Consider the following 17,338-nt stretch of genomic DNA (forward strand, 5'->3'; position numbering starts at 1 on the left):
ATAGGAGGGTATATGGCTATCATTGGCATTGATCTAGGCACTTCAAATTCAGCTGCTGCAGTTTTGCGTGGCGGCCGTCCAGTCATTATTCCCAGCGCCGAGGGCATCAGTATTCATGATAAATAAAACGAGGTGGGATTATTTTTAATCAGAATAAAATAGAAAAAAACCATACTCCATTGGACCCGTCCCAGTTAAGTAATTTCTGCGACCCTGAGCAATTTGGGTTTCAGACCACGGCTGATCTTGAGGACTTGACAGAAATAATCGGGCAGGCGCGCGCCATGGATGCAGTACGCTTTGGCTCCGGCATTCGTCATGAAGGCTACAATCTTTTTGTGCTTGGCCCATCGGGTATGGGAAAACATAGTTTGGTGCGGCAACTTCTTGAAGAAAAAGCAAACCAAGCAAATAAGCCTGCTGACTGGTGCTATATCAATAATTTCTCTCAGCCGCATAAGCCTTATGTGCTCAAGCTGCCTCATGGTAGAATCTGGTGCGCCTATCATTAGCGAAGATAACCCGACTTATAGCAACCTTGTCGGGCGAGTAGAGCATATAGCCCAGTTTGGAGCTTTGGTCACGGATTTTACGTTGATCAAACCAGGTGCATTACACCGAGCAAATGGGGGTTACTTGCTACTGGATGTGCGCAAAGTGTTGATGCAACCGTTTGCTTGGGAAGGTCTTAAGCGCGCGCTGCAATCGCGCGAGATTCGCATTGAATCACTGGGGCAAATGTATAGCCTTGTCAGTACCGTGTCTCTTGAGCCGGAGCCGATACCGCTAGATATCAAAATAGTTCTTTTTGGGGATCGCATATTCTATTACCTGCTGCAAGAATACGATCCGGAATTCAGTGAGTTGTTTAAGGTGGCTGCTGATTTTGAGGAGCGTATCGAACGTAATGCCGATACACACTTACTCTATGCTCGCTTGATCGCTACACTGGCACGCAAAGAAACATTATTGCCGTATGACCGCTATGCCGTGGCAAAGGTGATCGAATACAGCGCACGGCTAGTTAGTGATGGGGAAAGGCTTTCCATGCACATGCGCAGTGTAGTGGACTTGTTGCATGAGGCCGATTACTGTGCCCGTGAGACAGGCCATGTTGTAGTATCCGCCAGTGATATTCAACAAGCGATTGATGCTCAGATACGGCGGCAGGATCGTGTAAGGGATCGGCTATATGAAGCAATTTTGCGTGATACCTTAATGATCGATACGCTGGGTAAAGTAGCCGGGCAGGTCAATGGTCTTGCTGTCATCGAATTAGGGAATTTTGTTTTTTCCCAACCAACTCGAATTACTGCCACCAGCCGGTTGGGCAAAGGAGAGTTGATTAACATAGAGCGAGAAGTAAAGCTCTCTGGCGCTATCCATTCTAAGGGTATATTGATCCTTTCCGCTTTCCTTGCTGCGCGTTATGCCAAAAACCAGCCATTGGCGCTTTCCGCCAGCATAGTGTTTGAACAATCGTATGGCGTTGTCGATGGCGATAGCGCTTCCTTGGCAGAACTGTGCGCGCTACTTTCCAATCTGGCGAATAAGCCTATCAAACAATCCTTGGCAGTGACTGGATCAGTCAATCAACTCGGTCAAGCGCAGGCAATCGGAGCAGTGAACGAAAAAATTGAGGGGTTCTTTGATATCTGCGCAGCGCGAGGATTAACAGGGGATCAGGGGGTAATAATTCCTGCCGCGAATATCAAGCACTTGATGCTACGACAAAATGTGGTTGACGCTGCGGCCGCAGGACAGTTCCAAATTTATGCCGTAGAAAATGTTGATCAAGCGATCAGTCTGCTGACCGGTTTGCCTGCCGGGGAAGCTGATGTCAATGGCAAATATCCTGAAGGAAGTCTCAATCAAAGTGTGGCAGAACGACTCAATGAGCTAGCCAATATCAGTAAGTCATATGCACAGAAGCCGGAAAGAAACGACAAGGAAGAGTAGAGTCCGTGTTTAGTATTTGTTGAAAGTCAAAAACCGAATCAAGGTGCAATCATATCCGATCAGCGTGATTATTATGAAGTGCTGGGTGTTGCCAAGAATGCCGATCAGAAGCAGATCAAAGATGCTTTTCGAAACCTTGCCCTAAAATATCATCCAGACCGCAATAAGGAGGCTGACGCTGAAGAATGATTCAAAGGAATTGTTGAAGCCTATGCAATCCTGTCAAATCCTAAAAAACGGGCTGAATATGATGCGCGTGGATTCGCAGGTGTAGCGGGAACCAGTCAGGAGGATTTGCTTAACAGTATCAATTTTGAAGATATTTTTGGCGGACTCAATTTTGATTTTGGATCTGACAATTTATTTGGCGGTCTTTTTCGACATCATCGAAAAGGGCCTTCGCGTGACGCGAATATCGAAGTAGATTTCTATGTGACGCTGGATCGGATTGTCCACGGCGGGGAGGAAATAGTCCATTTTAACCGGCCGGTTACTTGTCATGCCTGCCATGGAACGGGAGGAGAAGGTGGCGTTGCTCCACGTCAGTGTGATGCATGCGGTGGCACGGGGCGTATTACACATAGCCAGCGGAAAGAAGAACATGTGCTGATTCAGCACATTGTTCCCTGCTCAACCTGCGGCGGACGTGGCAGTGTCAACGAACATCCCTGCCCGGAATGCTACGGCAGTGGTGCGGTAAAGCAAACTGAAGAGCTTACGGTAAAAATCCCTGTGGGTATTGAAGAAGGTATGGCGCTGCGTATTCCAGGAAAAGGAATGCCAAATTCAACTAGTGGCGGTGTGAGCGGCGATTTGCTTGTAATGGTGCATTCCAGCCCCGATCCGCGATTTGAGCGGGAAGGGCGCAGATCTACTACGTACCGAGGACTTGGCGCTTCCTGACGCTGTTCTCGGAACCACTCTGAAAGTACCCACTTTACTAGCTGGACTAGTCGATGTAACAATCCCGCCTGGCACGCAACCCGATACAGTGTTACGCCTGAAGGGAAAAGGCTTGCCGGAATTTGGAAGTAATCAGCATGGCGACCTTTATTTACGCATCAATTTACGAGTACCCAGCATCTTTCCCAGGAAGAACGCGAACTCTACGAGCAATTGCGAACCGTGAATATCAGACAAGAATACTAATGATCTAAGAACAGCTAGAAACTGGTATATCGAACTCTTTTTTTGCAGCGGATTTAAATTGACTTGTGTGCCGATTGAAATCTAACTCCCATGTTTTAACTTGTAATTCCCTGTGGTCTTGCCACGAGGAGAACTATAGATCGCGTATCTGAAATTAGAGTGCAGAGCCAATTTATTTCAGAAGTCTCCTTAGGAAACTCTGAATAATTCGCATTTGTCATTCCGAATTCAGTTAGGAATCTTTAATAATCAATGTGATAGATTTCTCGCTCTTGCTCGAAATGGCACTTATTCAGAGCTTCCTTAAAACATATAGCAAGTATTTTGTGTTGTGATATTAAAAATAAGCATTTTGCCTATTTTTTTGGGGGGGTGGACTTCCTATACTAGCTTATCTTCATGACTCAGGATTAATTCAAATGAAACAATCTGAAATTCAAGATGATCTTAAGGCAAAGAATTACGTAAATAAGTGGAAAGCTAACCATAAGTTTATTGAAACGGGTCAAGTAAGACGCGCAAAGATGCATGCAGCACGTTTGATTGATGCTATCGATGATAAAAAAGTGATATCTCCTGCATTGCATCAGTTATTAGAAGCGAGCCTTTTTCTGGAAACAACAGACTCTAAAATTCTTGCTGCTTACTTAAAACTATCACCTGCCGGTATTCGTGCAGAGTTTCAAAGATTTCGCACAATATTTGGAGAATATCAGAGAAATTCAAGAAGTTTCTATTGTATTGATCAGACTGAGTGAAAACTGAATTTCTTAGTACTGCTTGTCTAAAACGAAAAACTTACTTTCGGAGAAGGCCATGAATCAAAAGAAAAAGATTGTTCATCCAAAAATGGCCGTTACTGCTGCGGACTCTTGTGCCGAGAATCGAGTTTTTAAAAGCGATGAGACTGATGCTGCGAAAGATAGGCTCGAATCTGAAATAGAAATCAATAATGAACTGGAAGAATTTGATGTGAATGGAATAGATATTCAATTCCTCACACATAAAGGTGAGTAAGAAAACCGATACTTAATGGAAAGCAATTTTTAAACATTTAAAGGAGAAATACCATGGTAAATATTGTTAAACGTTCCCCGCGGCTTGGCGATATCGCCCGTTTCGACCCATTCACTAGCATGGAAGACTGGTTTAAAGGATTTGGACTGCGTCCATTATTCAATGAAATGGACACCGCTCCGCTCATTAAAATCGATCTAACCGAGAACGATAAAACTTATACCATTCACGCAGAAGTGCCTGGTGTTAATAAAGAGGATATCAAAGTGCAGGTGGATGGTAATCGTGTTTCCATCAGCGCCGAGACAAAAAAAGAAAAAGAAGAAAAAGAGGGTGAAAGAATTATTTGCCGTGAATGTTATCAAGGTTCCAGCTACCGGAGTTTTACGTTGGATAGCGATGTTGATGAAACAAAAGCTGAAGCAAAATATGAAAACGGGGTGCTGGAATTGATCTTGCCGAAGAAGAATGGGAAAACCTCCAGGCAGATTGAAATTAAGTAGCCAAGAGAAATCAGTTGCCATTCAGAAATGAATGGTACTTTTTTAGACTGAAGAATGTTCCTATTTAAGTCTGTGCCTCATAAAGTACAGACTTATTTTATATACAGATTACTCAGATTTACGCTACCCACAAGAAATAAGTTGAAACAGGAGATGCACTATGTCTTTACGTCCATTATATGACTATGTGCTGGTAAAACAATTAGAGAGTGAGCATGAAACCCTCACAGGTATCTTGATTCCAGATACTGCAGCAGAAAAACCCAATCAAGGTGAAGTAATCGCCACAGGTAAAGGAAAGATTCTGGAAGATGGCAATCGGCATCGGTTAGAGATAAAAGCGGGTGACAAAGTACTATTTGGCAAACACGCGGGTCAAATTGTGAAAGTTGATGATAAAGAAATGCTCGTCATGCGGGAAAAAGATATTCTGGCTGTAATAGAGGCCTGATCAGAGTTGTAAAACATCATTCGAGAGATTCTCATGCCGGCAAAACAAATCCTGTTTCATGATGCAGTCCGCACCAAGATTGTAGATGGTGTAAATATTCTGGCAAATGCAGTCAAGGTGACCCTCGGTCCGAGGGGACGCAATGTCATTCTTGAACGTACCTATGGTCCGCCTCTCGTTGCTAATTCTGGTGTTGTTGTTGCGAAGGAAATCGAGCTTGAGGATAAGTTTGAGAACATGGGTGCACAGATGGTAAGAGAAGTTGCCAGCAAAACATCCGATGTGGCGGGGGATGGCACCACTACCGCTACGATATTGGCACAGGCGATCGTGCGAGAAGGCATGAAGTTTGTCGCAGCAGGCATGAATCCGATGGACTTGAAGCGAGGTATCGACATGGCGGTTGCTGCCACCATAGAAGCGCTCAGGAAAGCTTCCAAACCATGCACTACCAGCAAGGAGATTGCCCAGGTTGGCGCTATTTCCGCCAATGCTGATACTGCTGTGGGCAAAATCATTGCTCAAGCGATGGAGAAAGTTGGGAAAGAAGGTGTGATTACGATTGAAGACGGTAAAAGCTTGCAAAATGAATTGGAGATAGTGGAAGGAATGCAATTTGACCGCGGTTATCTGTCTCCCTATTTTATCAATAATCCTGACAAGCAAACTGCCGCCCTGGATGATCCCTATATTCTTTTGTATGAAAAAAAGATATCTAATGTCAATGATTTGCTTCCATTGCTGGAACAGATTGCCAAGACTAGCCGCCCATTATTGATTGTCGCCGAGGATGTTGAGGGTGAAGCGCTGGCGACTTTGGTGATCAACAGCATTCGCGGCGTACTAAAAACCGCTGCTGTCAAGGCACCTGGTTTTGGTGATCGGCGCAAGGCCATGTTGGAAGATATTGCCATTCTTACCGGCGGTAAAGTCATTACCGAAGAAATCGGTCTTTCTCTGGAGAAAACCACATTGGAATATCTGGGTCAGGCGAAACGTGTTGAAATGGATAAGGAAAACACGACGATTATTAGCGGTGCTGGGGATACTCAGCAGATCCAGAATCGTATCGAACAAATTCATAAGCTGATTGAAGCACCCACCAGTGATTACGACAAGGAGAAATTACAGGAGCGTGCGGCCAAACTTTCGGGCGGTGTTGCAGTAATCAGAGTGGGGGCTGCTACTGAAACGGGGATGATAGAGAAAAAAACCCGTATTGAAGATGCTATGCATGCGACTCGTGCTGCCGTGGAAGAAGGTATTGCACCCGGCGGCGGTGTGGCATTGCTGCGAGCCCGAGCTGCAATCGGCGCCTTGAAAGGCAACAATACTGAACAGGATGCCGGTATCCAGATTGTGCTGCGTGCTTTGGAAGAGCCTTTGCGGCAAATTGTTGCTAATGCTGGTGGAGAACCTTCAGTGGTACTTGCTAAGGTTGTTGAAAGTAAAGGTAACTTTGGCTACAACGCGGCTACAGAGGAATATGGAGACCTGATAGAAATGGGTATCCTTGATCCTACTAAAGTGACGCGTTCCGCCTTGCAGAATGCTGCTTCGATAGCCAGTTTGATACTTACGGCCGATGTCATGATTGCGAATTTGCCAGAAAAGAAACCAGTGGCGCTGAATAAAATAAATGAAATGGATATGTAGGTGAAAGCTGATCTTCAATATAGATATTAAGAACCTTTGTTATCACTGATTAGTGGAAACAAATTAACCTGAAAGTCACGAAAAATGCTCAGCATATGGGCTAGCCCACCAGCTTCGTGCCCCTTATCATCAACGATGGAGAACATTATTATGGCCAAACTGACACGCACTTCCGTTAACCAACAAAGCGATTCTAGCATGATGTGGCAAGGTGCTTTCAGCCATGAACAGCGTGAAGCGATGATTCGTGAGGCTGCCTACCGCCACTTCGCGAAGCGTGGCTATACCCATGGACATGATCTTGAAGATTGGCTCTTGGCTGAAGCCGAACTTGAGAATAAAACATCTGCATCCCAGGAATTTCCATCAGATACGGAAATGCAGCAGAGCAACGTCCAGGGTGCCGGGAAGGATGAAAAACTAAAAAAGATTATCAAACGGCATCCGCAAAAAGCCATACCCCAGATCGAAGGCGTGGAGCCTGAAATAGCACCATTCAAAGAATAATATCGTGTAAACAATTCTTGGCAGGCGTGGTAGGGACAGTGCTGTATGTGAATGGAATTCTGAGGTAATGTATCAGTCTAATCTCGAGTCTTACATTACAAATTTCCAGTGGGGTTCTATGCGAAATAATAAACTGATGTATCTGGCAATAGCGTTATTTGTAATCCTGACAAGTAATTCTGTTTGGGCGCATAGCCATCATCATAGTCACTTCAGTATTGGTTTGGGCTATTACGGACCAGGATTTTATAGTGGATACGGGTATGGGGGCTATGGGTTTGGCGGATATGGCTTTGGTTATCCTTTTTATTATCCGCCTTCTTATTATTATCCCCCGACGGTGATCGTGCCGACCACACCGCCGGTCTATATACAGCAGCAACAGGCTCAGCCGGCCCAACCACAAACCAATTATTGGTACTATTGCCAAAACCCGGATGGCTATTATCCCTATGTCAAGAGTTGTCCAGGCGGCTGGTTGCAGGTAGCACCACAACCGCCTGGACAATAACGCGATGAGGTCAAGCATGTTTATACCGGGAAGACTATTCATGTTGCTGATGACTGGTATGCTGATTTCTTGTGTCAGCCTGCCGACAGGCCCAAGCGTTATGACATTGCCGGGTTCTGGCAAAAGTTTTGAGCAATTTCGTGCTGATGATTATGAATGCAGGGAATATGCATTTCAACAAATTGGCGGTCGAACGCCGCAGCAATCAGTTCAAACCAGTGGCGTTGAAAGCGCGGCAATTGGAACCGGGCTTGGCGCTGCTGCGGGTGCAGCTTTAGCCGGTGGACAAGGTGCTGCGATTGGTGCGGGCACGGGTCTTTTGGCGGGTAGTGCTGTGGGTTCAGGTACTGCGGCGACTTCAGGGTATGTTGCTCAGCAGCGATACGACATCAGCTATATTCAATGCATGTATGCAAAAGGTCATCGTGTTCCTGTTTCAGGGAAAATTACCAGTGATCAACCTGTGAATAGCGGTACCGGTCCAAAAATTTCTACACCACCGGCAAATTTCACACCACCTCCGCCACCACCGGGTAATCCGCCACCACCGCCTCCTAGATAAAGGAGTAGTGTTTTCATCAGGAGATACGATCGAGTAAATTATGTACAGCTGATCTGCAGTTCCAGGAGATTTTGAAATGATTGAGCAAAAGAAAATAATTGAGCCGGAAAAAGTGGCGTGTGAGGTGTGTTTTAAAGAGATACCGCTATCCGAAGCAACGAGTGTTAAGGCGACTGATTACATCGTGTATTATTGCGGTCTTGAGTGTTACGACAAATGGAAGAAGCAGACAGAAAAGACTGAATCTTCTACGGATGATTGAATGGTTCTGTTAAGGAAGTGCTGAATATATTGGACTCATTGACGATCCAGCAAACTCACCGCAAATGTATCAACATGTCGCCGCCCATTCTGAATCTGTCGCAAGACTTGATCGGAAATTCCTTAATCTATAATTCGCTAATATCGAGTGGAAGCTTTTGCCCGAGCCATTTTGCGCAAACGGTATGTGCTTCCAATTCATTTTCCTGCACTGGGTGAATTAACACCGGAAGACCTTGCCGCATTTCATCGATAGTGCGTGTGATTTCATTGATCTCTGATGCCGGGATATGGATTTCAAACATGGGCTTGGTATGCGGGCCAATTGGTTTTGGAATCAGCTTGCCGACATAGGATAATTGTGGCAAAGCTTTGACAAGATTCTCCCGGACTGCCGCAGCAAGCGCTATTTCGTTTTCCGAGAAATAAATATGAACATGGTATGTTTGCATGATTACTGTCTTTCGATTCTTGTTATTGAGTAGGGATGACATAATCCACTGTCAGCATTTCCAGTAAATGCCCGTTCGGATCGCGGAAATAAACCCCTCGACCATCGTAGTTGTGATTGATCGCCATATCGTCGGCATGGCCGGGGCCGCTGCCGTATTTGATTTTCTCAGCTTTTAGCCGCGCGAATATGTCGTCAAATTCCTGTTCGGAAACTTTGAATGCATAGTGATGCGATTCAAATTTTTCCTTATTGTCAAAATCCAGGCACAGCGTGTCATTAACACGTACTACGATGAAATGCGAAAACACGCCGACATAATCAAAGCCAAACAAACGGCTATAAAATTTGGCCGATTCGACTTTATCAAAACTCGGCACAATGGTGTGATTTAGTGTAATTGCCATTATTCTTCTCCTATACAGGGTTATTCGTTTGCATTAATGTTCTTGGGGGTTGGATTGGCGTACTTGCTTTGCCGGCCAGCGTGTAGTCATTCAGCAAGTCCTGTTTTTAAAATGCCATTACTATAAAAGACATTGCGTGCAATGATATGTTCCAAGACCTTGGCTACTTTTGAGATAGTTGTAGTGCTGCTTATCGAGTCTTTTTTCCTTCGATCATACGGCGGAGTTGTTTTAGATAGGGATAGTAATGCACTTCAATGGAATGGCGGGGGCGGGCGATAAATTGACTTGCCCAGTGCTTTCCTTCAGCGATGGCTAGTTCACGCCAATTGGAGGGTAATTGGATTTTACGAGTCAACAATTGCCCGATCAATTTGGACTGTGCCTCGGCCAGTGTCCAAATGCAGCCCTGCGGTTGGAGCAATCCGATGAAAAATAAACTGGAGTGACCGGGATGAAAGATGCGCAAGTAAAGTGAAACCTGTTCAGCATCTTCCCAGTTAATAAAATCCGGATCAAAAAAAGGAAAGCTGATCTTGTAACCAGTCGCAGCGATAATAACATCGTATTGTGATGACGAGCCGTCAGTAAAATGGACTGTTTGATCCGAGATGCTTTGAATACCTGGGCGCGGGTGTATCTTGCCATGCCGTATCTTGTCGAATATTTCCGAGTTGATCGTTGGGTGCGCTTGCGTGGGTGAGAAATCAGGCTCGGGCAATTGGTAGTCACGATAGCGTCCAATCTGAATTCGCAGAGAGATTTTTTGTAACCAGTCTTGTATTTTCTGCGGTAGCCATTGCAAAGAAGCAGCAAAGGTATCGGTTGGTTTTCCCATAACGAACTTGGGAATAATATATTGCGGTGTGCGCAGACTCATGTCGACACGGGCGGCGGCGCGACTTGCTTCCACCGCACAATCACAACCAGAGTTTCCAACGCCCACCACCAATACCCGCTTGTATTCTAATCCCTGATTGGTTTTAAACGCATGGGCATGCAAATATTTCCCGGTAAAATTGCGTTTCCATTCGGGATGACGCGGAACTGCATGATGCCCATTGGCAATGAGCAGGTAATCACATTCAGATTGTGTGCCATCACTTAAAGTTAAGCGCCACCGCTCTTTTTCAATTTTTTCCGCATGCAGGACGGCAATATTCAGTCGTATGTATTTGTCTAACTGAAAATGCCGGGCATAAGCTTGGAAATAAGCGAGTATTTGTTGATGGCTCGGATAATCCGGATAGTCATCAGGCATCGGAAAGTCACTGAACTGCGACATCCATTTGCTGGAAATCATATAGGTCGTTTCGCTGACGCTGCTATCACCTGATGCCGCTGTATAAACCCAATTACCGCCGATTTGATCGTTTTTTTCATAACAAACGATCTCTTCCAGTCCTGCTTCCGCTAAATTCTTGATCGCAGTGAGACCCGAACAACCAGCACCGATTATGGCAATGCGCATTTTTTAAGTTCTAACCCAATAAGGATAGCTTTATCGAAAAAAGAGTAATTCTATACTACTCGAGCTATTCAACCCTAAAGGGTAATCGGCTATTTTTCATGCGGTCTTTGTAAATAGAGGAGTATCAATTTTGTAAATATGCCCGCTACTTGAAATGGCATCAGAATGCCGAAGTAGCCGTACTGTAAACGCACTATTACTCATTATTTTGCTCTATTTACGACGGATTGCGTAGATTATCGACGACTAATGCCGACATGTTCCATAAACTCACAACCTATCGCATTGCTAACTATTGTAAATTTCTCAAAATTTCTGCTCCTACGCTAATATCCGTTGTCTCACAGGTATGGGTTTGACCTACGCTTCCGATAACCGGCACTTTTATTTTATTACCACAATCTCGGAAAGGAATGTCAATCGTAGTTGATTTCTGTAGAAGAGGAAGATCTCCGGTAACCGCTATAAGGTTCTGGGAAGTGTCGGTTACGATTCCATCTCCTGTTTGGAAATCAACCAAGCTGGACAAAGTTGATTGCCCCGTTCCAATTATCGAAACATAGCGTACATTGGATGGAAGGGGATGCGTAGCCAAGTCATTAAGTACATTCAAAGCTGCGCTGTTGGGTTGTAAATCCTTGATTGAAACACTGTTTGAGTCAATATGATAAGGTAGAAGATCGCAAATGCCGACTTTATCGAAAATGTCGAAAATATCGAAGTTAACGTGACATGTCTCGGCCCAAAAGCTTCCTTGATGCGGGGTTCCAATGGTTATGAGTTTAGCAACATCCCCCCGATACGGAATCGTCGTTGTCGAATCGAACACTCGAGCTAACCCTTGCAGATACTCTCTAGCAGCAAGACCGCCTGTGCTATGGCCAATCAGAAGGACTTTTGTTGCCCCGGGATTTTCATCTAAAACCGCTTGAATGATTACTGCTAATTCTCCCCCCTGAACATCAAGAAATAATTCCTGATTGTCGGAGAAATTTAATGTGTAAAAATTACCAGTACTCCCCGTACAGCTAGTAGAATCCGATGGGCAGCTTATAGCAACTGTTTTTGTGTCCGGATTGAAAGCAGGAATCCCGCCGAATGTCCAACCAGCATTGTTAATTAAATAATCTCTATAAGATACCCATGTGTTTGCAGAAGAAGCGATACCATGAATAAAGATGACAGGATACGGCTTGTCTCCACATCCCGCTTCTATCAGCAAAGCGGATAAATCACCCATATCCTGCGGCGAGGCATCGTTTGGTCCTTGATAATAGACATGGTTATCTGCAGAGGAAACGCCTACATAGGCATTGGTGTCGGGGTAATAGCGATAAGTATAGGGTGAAGAGAATTGCACGCCTGATACCGGCGGTGAAAACAGGTTGGGGTAGAATGTTTGTGCCCAATTCATCATACACATAATATCAGGCGGCGTCGCGGTATCGGCTTTCACCGTTGAATCATTAGCCGATGCTGTATTGCAAATTGTCGCGACAATTATCACTCCGAGTGCGTGTGTTAGCAAGGAGCTGCTTTTGCGTTGTTGGTTGTCCATGGTATTTTTCCAAAGTAAAGAATCAAGGCGGCCAACGGTGGAAAAGTTATCTTACCCAATGACCAAACTTCGAGACGCGATTGGTATCACATCATGATTTTGAAATAATATAATGGTAAAACTTGCTGCGGTCTGTACGGCAGCGCACAAACGGGGTGTTGAAAGCGCTATAATTCTTGGCTTTAGCATAGAAAATCAGCTCTTTTGCTTTAACAGGCCGTTGAAAAACTAACTGAGTTGCCGTTGCGGTGTTAAAAACAGACTCAAAATGAATTACGTTATTCCGCCAATTTTTGTGATCTCCATGCTGTACAGTCCATACGATCGAATCAAGTGTCTTTCTTTGATGCGCGCCATAATGAAGATTCGAAAAATTGTAAGCATTCTTACTTTGGGACTGATGGGATTCCTGTATGGAAAAAGGATTGTCATCGATGTAGTCAATGCTGAAGAGCATTGACCGGATTTGCAGAAAATTAGGATATGTCGATATGGCTATACCAATTATTGTATTTTTGTTGGAAAACATTGATAAACATCGAAGCTGCGTCTTCCGTCATTAATCTCAGAAACGGGAACAATCGTATCGCCGCGCATTAAAGCCGCCTCATTCCGTGCAAGATCCGCAAGTTCCCCTGCAACTTTTTCCGGATCACGATTAAACACTATTTTACTTTCAACTTTTGTATTAACTTTCCCTATTCTTTTGCATGACTCGACTGCTCGGGCTGATTGTACCAAACGCACGCCTTCTCCGTTTGGAGTAACCTTAACCCATGTACAGGAAGGCAGTATTAAGCTAAAACAAACAGTTGCAACGATTTTTTTCATGACACTACCTCATTTAATAAATAATTGATTTGTTCGAGTGCTGAACGAATTGTTATAACTCAGCGGCTTAAAAAGAACAAGAAAAGTCAGTGCATCATACTAATTTCTAGCGTAACTCAGCAGTGATTAATCTGAAACTAAACGAACCGTTGAGAAACTAACCGCATTGCTGCTGCGGTGTTAAAAACAGGCTAAAGATGCTCATTTATATCCTATATAAACTGGCGCTTTTCTTTTATCCATTCCCTATAAGCTTTCAATCCTTGCGTGTCATTCGTGTTAGATATGTTTCCATTCAGTTAACCGCAAGAAATCAGTTGGGACTACATCTTTTCGGAAATTTAACCTGCTTTATTTGGCAATTAACTGACTGAGATTTTGGAAAAAATTACAATCTCATCGTTTTTAAAGCTTGTGCCCACTTGTAGAGCTCATTGAGGAGCGATATTCCCGAATTTACGTGATGTTCATTGGGTGTAAACCGTTTGTTTCCATCGATTAACGTGGAAATTTGCTGCACCGCCACCGCTTCCACCATTGGCATCATTTTTAGAGTGGTCAAGGTCAGTTTCTCGATCAGAGCAGACCGGAGTCCGCCTGAAACGCCGCCATAACTGACCATCCCGGCAGGTTTGTAATTCCATTCCTTATAGACATAGTTAAGTGCATTCAGAAGAGAAGGCGGCGGGCCGAAATTATATTCCGGTGTGACGAACACGTAAGCATCTGCCGCATTGACGCTGGCAGCCCAATTTTTGGTGTGCTCATGCTGATAGTGCTGAAGCATAGGATGTTCGGGTTCGTCATAAACAGGAAGATTAAACTCAGCAAGGTCAATCAGATGAGCTTCAAATTGTCCATGCTGTACTGCGATTTCATGAAACCATTGAGCTATAAGTGGCCCGACACGGCCTGGTCGCGTACTGCAAATAATGATATGGAGTTTGAGAGTCATCATTTTCCTCATAGAAGAAATGGTTGTTAAACTTAATAAAAGAAAGAATGATACCTGATTGGGAGAGCTGTCAGGCTTTGAAGCCACGGTGATATCGACTAGGTTTAGGATCGGTATAGGTAGTAATCCATTCGCCGTAGTTGCGCCGAAGTTCCGCGATATCGTAATACCAATGCGGACTTAGATACTACGCGTGCCGCAACAATTCCTTAAGTAAGGCTATGTAGTAATTAACTGTTGAAATTGTCTTGTTTTCCCAAGTGACATTAGGAAACAAAGGGTTGGTGTAACGTTCTGACCGAGACGGTCAATCATTCTATGCCACCCCAGATAACTTGCAAGATAGCGTGTTGCCACACCATGGAACTTCGCCATCCATTGTCTGAGTCGGCTGCCATAAGCATTAACATTCTGAATGTGGTAAACATCGTTGATAACTCGTTGACCTGCAGCAATGTTGACTGGACGATGAACAATTCTTGCATTCCTGGTGATCTGTCTGTAGGCGGGCATTCCATCTGTGCAGAGAATGACATCTTTGCTTAACAAAGGGATAAGCACTGTTCCGATTTGCTCTGCGCTTGTGTCATGCAGTATACGGTCATCAGTTTCACCATAACGATCGCGCACCACTAGCACAGGTATCTGTTCTTTTGATGTGCCGCGCTTGGCAGCTTTGCCGCCTCGTTTGCGTGCGGCTCTCGGTAAATGATGTTGTCCCTTAAAAGATTCCAGAAAATACATTTCGTCAGCTTCAACAATGCCATTCATTTTGGGAGATTGATGGAGTGCAGGCGTTCGCAAAAAACGGTGACGCCATTTAAAGCTCGTGTTCGTGGTTACTCCGCAGCTGACCGCTGCTTTACGTACACTTACCCTTGAACCATCGCTTGCTCATAATCAAACCATTTGTCTTTGTGGCGTAATCGGGCCAATGCCGTGCCTGTCAGGGCATTAAATGTGTGATTGCAGTGGCGGCATCGGTAGCGTTGTAACTCACTGGCTTTACCCCACCGATACAGCTTTGTTCCCTGACAATAGGGACAAATTCGTTCTTCATTCTGCCCTTGCTCAATCAATTCTATGATCGTATCAGCACCGGCTTTTCTTTCTAATCTTTCTCGAAGCTTGTCTCGCTGACCGCGGCTCATCCTCTCAATCGATTTTATCCAATCTTTGAATTCAGCTGCTTTCATGATGCATAACCCCTCTTTTACATTCCGATGCATATTTGACTAGCAATTCAACAATTAATTGCTACAGAGCCTTAAGTAAGATGAAGCTGCTTAGTTTTCAAAAAAATTAACTATCTGATAAATGGCCAATAAAGAAACGTTTTCTTTTTTCTTTGACTGGGTGCCAATGCAGGCTGCCACTCTGACGGATACTTGGTTTCAAGTAAACTATTCAATCGTAAGTTAGTCCATTTGCGAGCAGGCATTTCCAAGAATCGATAACTCCAAACTGAGATCGGAATGACTAAACCTATCAAACAGGCAACGAATAGTATCGATCCAGCGGTACTACTTTGCAATGGCAGCCCTGTATAGGACTCCCAGTCGTTCTTTGCAATAAACTTGATGAGATAGTGCCACATATAAATAGAAAACGATAGCAGTCCAATCGTGTGCATATGGCGCGTGGTAAGACAATTGCATAAATAGCCGCGATCTTCCCAAGTAAGCAGAACGATCAAGGCCATCAAAGCAATAGATAAAATATCTGTTAGGCCAAAGTGCAACGCAAGCAAAAGTGCAATACTTGCAGTGATCTGAATATACGTCAGGCGTCTTTCCGAGATAGCAGAAATCACGCCGCGCCCCAGGAACAACATAATACCGATCGTAAAAGCTGACGCAGCACGCACGGTGGATAGTTGAAAATTCTCATCGACGTCGCTACTGGTAGCAAGGCATAAACAATAGAAAAGCAATGTAGTGCATGCCAGCGCAATCAAAGCCAGTTTCCGATTCTCACCATCCAGGGTAAGAAGCGCGGCAAAGATCAAATAACAAAAAAACTCTGCACTGAGAGACCATGATGGGAGATTCCATGTTACCCAATCAAACATACCCCATGCGTGAATAAGGAATAGGTTAGCAACTAATGATTCGGCATTTCGTAAGGAGCCATCGAACACGCAGCAGGATTCTTTTTCCAAGCCCCAGTTTATTAGCGCAACCGTGATAAAGAACAGCAGTGTTGCTACCAGCGTAATGAAATGCAATGGATAAATTCGTGCGATGCGTGCAATTAGATAATGAAAAGTATCTCGAGTGCTATGGCGCTGCGGATGTTCGATGTCGTAGACATATGACATCACGAAACCGCTGAGGATAAAGAAAAAATCTACCCAAAGATAGCCTTTGGAAAGAAAAAATGTTATCTCATCCGGATCGATAGATGGATGAAAAAAGGATCGAAAGTGGACGAAAACGACCATCAAAGCAGCCCAGCCTCGCAGGGAAGTATGGGATCGAATTTCATCCTTGTTTGCTATATGAATCATAAAATAATTTTTCCAGTGGTGATGCCTCCCACCACTACGGCAAGGGGGGATTCTGCTTTAAAAAATACATTTGTTCAGATTTGATGTGACGGGCACCGGATAGACCGGATATCTGTCGGATTGGATGCTAATTAGAGTGTTTTTGTGTGAAACTGGGATGAAAGAACAAAACTTTTCGAACAATGATCAAGCCGGTAAGCTCTATCAGCATACCGCTATTCTGATCAGCGGTTGTATTTGTGTTTCTTTTTCATTGCATTACTGTCTTTAGACATACATGAATCGTTATCACAATAATCTCTTTACCACTCAAAATCTGATTTTTATCTTTTTGAATATCATATCAAGTACTGGACTTTTTTCGGATTACCAAAAAATACGGCCATCAGTTGACTTACATCCTTCCTTATAAATAAATTTAATGTAATGTTTTATTTCTCAGTAACTCTTCGAGGAGTGCTTAATTTAATCATTTTGCCATCTATTTAAACTAAGAATGATGCGACAATTTGCATAGCTTTTTCTCTTTATTGTGCATAAGATTATGCCATCTTTTTATGTTGTTGATAAATAAAATATC

Annotated in this window: 21 protein-coding genes and 1 pseudogene; 14 read left to right on the forward strand and 8 right to left on the reverse strand. The window is 44.1% G+C overall.

What is annotated here, in order from left to right; genetic code table 11:
• Nucleotides 1-12 precede the first annotated feature (12 nt).
• From NIT79A3_RS18255 to NIT79A3_RS07610, 13 genes are all read left to right on the forward strand, one after another.
• Entirely contained in the window at nucleotides 13-126 is a 114-nt protein-coding gene (locus NIT79A3_RS18255) for an Hsp70 family protein (protein WP_013965626.1), read from the forward strand.
• A gap of 53 nt (nucleotides 127-179) precedes the next feature.
• On the forward strand, nucleotides 180-512 hold the full coding sequence (locus tag NIT79A3_RS19435) for a Lon-like protease helical domain-containing protein (RefSeq protein ID WP_348225747.1): 333 nt from the start codon (nucleotides 180-182) through the stop codon (nucleotides 510-512).
• Nucleotides 484-1,959 (forward strand): Lon protease family protein, encoded by a 1,476-nt coding sequence (locus NIT79A3_RS07560; protein ID WP_348225748.1) that lies wholly within the window; start codon nucleotides 484-486, stop codon nucleotides 1,957-1,959. The genes NIT79A3_RS19435 and NIT79A3_RS07560 overlap by 29 nt, the downstream gene beginning before the upstream one ends.
• A 294-nt stretch (nucleotides 1,960-2,253) precedes the next feature.
• On the forward strand, nucleotides 2,254-2,862 hold the full coding sequence (locus NIT79A3_RS19100; RefSeq protein ID WP_198009401.1) for a DnaJ C-terminal domain-containing protein: 609 nt from the start codon (nucleotides 2,254-2,256) through the stop codon (nucleotides 2,860-2,862).
• A gap of 665 nt (nucleotides 2,863-3,527) precedes the next feature.
• On the forward strand, nucleotides 3,528-3,866 hold the full coding sequence (locus tag NIT79A3_RS07570) for a hypothetical protein (RefSeq protein ID WP_013965627.1): 339 nt from the start codon (nucleotides 3,528-3,530) through the stop codon (nucleotides 3,864-3,866).
• A gap of 58 nt (nucleotides 3,867-3,924) precedes the next feature.
• Nucleotides 3,925-4,125 carry a hypothetical protein gene (locus NIT79A3_RS07575; RefSeq protein ID WP_013965628.1) on the forward strand — a complete coding sequence of 67 codons (201 nt, stop codon included), beginning with the start codon at nucleotides 3,925-3,927 and terminating at the stop codon, nucleotides 4,123-4,125.
• Between the two features lie 53 nt (nucleotides 4,126-4,178).
• Complete coding sequence (locus NIT79A3_RS07580; RefSeq protein WP_013965629.1) at nucleotides 4,179-4,628, forward strand: Hsp20/alpha crystallin family protein; 450 nt, start codon at nucleotides 4,179-4,181, stop codon at nucleotides 4,626-4,628.
• Nucleotides 4,629-4,788: 160 nt separating this feature from the next.
• Nucleotides 4,789-5,079, forward strand: coding sequence for a co-chaperone GroES (locus NIT79A3_RS07585; protein WP_013965630.1), 291 nt, complete (start codon nucleotides 4,789-4,791; stop codon nucleotides 5,077-5,079).
• A 33-nt stretch (nucleotides 5,080-5,112) separates the two neighbouring features.
• On the forward strand, nucleotides 5,113-6,735 hold the full coding sequence (gene groL / locus NIT79A3_RS07590; RefSeq protein ID WP_013965631.1) for a chaperonin GroEL: 1,623 nt from the start codon (nucleotides 5,113-5,115) through the stop codon (nucleotides 6,733-6,735).
• 150 nt (nucleotides 6,736-6,885) lie between these two features.
• Complete coding sequence (locus tag NIT79A3_RS07595; protein WP_013965632.1) at nucleotides 6,886-7,242, forward strand: DUF2934 domain-containing protein; 357 nt, start codon at nucleotides 6,886-6,888, stop codon at nucleotides 7,240-7,242.
• A gap of 118 nt (nucleotides 7,243-7,360) precedes the next feature.
• Nucleotides 7,361-7,753 (forward strand): hypothetical protein, encoded by a 393-nt coding sequence (locus NIT79A3_RS07600; protein WP_041360752.1) that lies wholly within the window; start codon nucleotides 7,361-7,363, stop codon nucleotides 7,751-7,753.
• Between the two features lie 16 nt (nucleotides 7,754-7,769).
• Nucleotides 7,770-8,315 (forward strand): glycine zipper family protein, encoded by a 546-nt coding sequence (locus NIT79A3_RS07605; RefSeq protein WP_013965634.1) that lies wholly within the window; start codon nucleotides 7,770-7,772, stop codon nucleotides 8,313-8,315.
• Nucleotides 8,316-8,391: 76 nt separating this feature from the next.
• Nucleotides 8,392-8,577 (forward strand): DUF3330 domain-containing protein, encoded by a 186-nt coding sequence (locus NIT79A3_RS07610; protein ID WP_041360239.1) that lies wholly within the window; start codon nucleotides 8,392-8,394, stop codon nucleotides 8,575-8,577.
• A 127-nt stretch (nucleotides 8,578-8,704) separates the two neighbouring features.
• Here NIT79A3_RS07610 and NIT79A3_RS07615 read toward each other — a convergent pair whose 3' ends face one another.
• The 4 genes from NIT79A3_RS07615 to NIT79A3_RS07630 form a co-directional block, all read right to left on the reverse strand.
• A complete protein-coding gene (locus NIT79A3_RS07615; protein WP_013965635.1) occupies nucleotides 8,705-9,028 on the reverse strand; it encodes a DOPA 4,5-dioxygenase family protein in 324 nt (107 codons plus the stop codon).
• A 22-nt stretch (nucleotides 9,029-9,050) separates the two neighbouring features.
• Nucleotides 9,051-9,434: a VOC family protein gene (locus NIT79A3_RS07620; RefSeq protein ID WP_013965636.1), complete on the reverse strand. Its 384-nt coding sequence runs from the start codon at nucleotides 9,432-9,434 to the stop codon at nucleotides 9,051-9,053.
• Nucleotides 9,435-9,624: 190 nt separating this feature from the next.
• Nucleotides 9,625-10,905 (reverse strand): NAD(P)-binding domain-containing protein, encoded by a 1,281-nt coding sequence (locus tag NIT79A3_RS07625; RefSeq protein ID WP_013965637.1) that lies wholly within the window; start codon nucleotides 10,903-10,905, stop codon nucleotides 9,625-9,627.
• A 292-nt stretch (nucleotides 10,906-11,197) separates the two neighbouring features.
• A complete protein-coding gene (locus tag NIT79A3_RS07630) occupies nucleotides 11,198-12,463 on the reverse strand; it encodes an alpha/beta fold hydrolase (protein WP_013965638.1) in 1,266 nt (421 codons plus the stop codon).
• 268 nt (nucleotides 12,464-12,731) lie between these two features.
• On the opposite strand from NIT79A3_RS07630, the gene NIT79A3_RS18705 reads away from it, so the two are divergent.
• On the forward strand, nucleotides 12,732-12,923 hold the full coding sequence (locus NIT79A3_RS18705) for a hypothetical protein (protein WP_156797043.1): 192 nt from the start codon (nucleotides 12,732-12,734) through the stop codon (nucleotides 12,921-12,923).
• A gap of 44 nt (nucleotides 12,924-12,967) precedes the next feature.
• On the opposite strand, the gene NIT79A3_RS07640 is transcribed toward NIT79A3_RS18705, so the two are convergent.
• The 4 genes and pseudogenes from NIT79A3_RS07640 to NIT79A3_RS07655 all read right to left on the reverse strand — a co-directional run bounded on the left by NIT79A3_RS07640 (nucleotide 12,968) and on the right by NIT79A3_RS07655 (nucleotide 16,758).
• Nucleotides 12,968-13,294 carry a DUF4156 domain-containing protein gene (locus NIT79A3_RS07640; RefSeq protein WP_013965640.1) on the reverse strand — a complete coding sequence of 109 codons (327 nt, stop codon included), beginning with the start codon at nucleotides 13,292-13,294 and terminating at the stop codon, nucleotides 12,968-12,970.
• 388 nt (nucleotides 13,295-13,682) lie between these two features.
• Nucleotides 13,683-14,252, reverse strand: a complete 570-nt coding sequence (locus NIT79A3_RS07645; protein WP_348225749.1) for an NAD(P)H-dependent oxidoreductase — start codon at nucleotides 14,250-14,252, stop codon at nucleotides 13,683-13,685.
• 216 nt (nucleotides 14,253-14,468) lie between these two features.
• Nucleotides 14,469-15,445 (reverse strand): annotated as a pseudogene (locus NIT79A3_RS07650) (IS1595-like element ISNtsp4 family transposase).
• 110 nt (nucleotides 15,446-15,555) lie between these two features.
• On the reverse strand, nucleotides 15,556-16,758 hold the full coding sequence (locus NIT79A3_RS07655; protein WP_013965642.1) for an acyltransferase: 1,203 nt from the start codon (nucleotides 16,756-16,758) through the stop codon (nucleotides 15,556-15,558).
• Nucleotides 16,759-17,338 lie beyond the last annotated feature (580 nt).

The sequence above is a fragment of the Nitrosomonas sp. Is79A3 genome, from assembly GCF_000219585.1.
GTDB lineage: Bacteria > Pseudomonadota > Gammaproteobacteria > Burkholderiales > Nitrosomonadaceae > Nitrosomonas.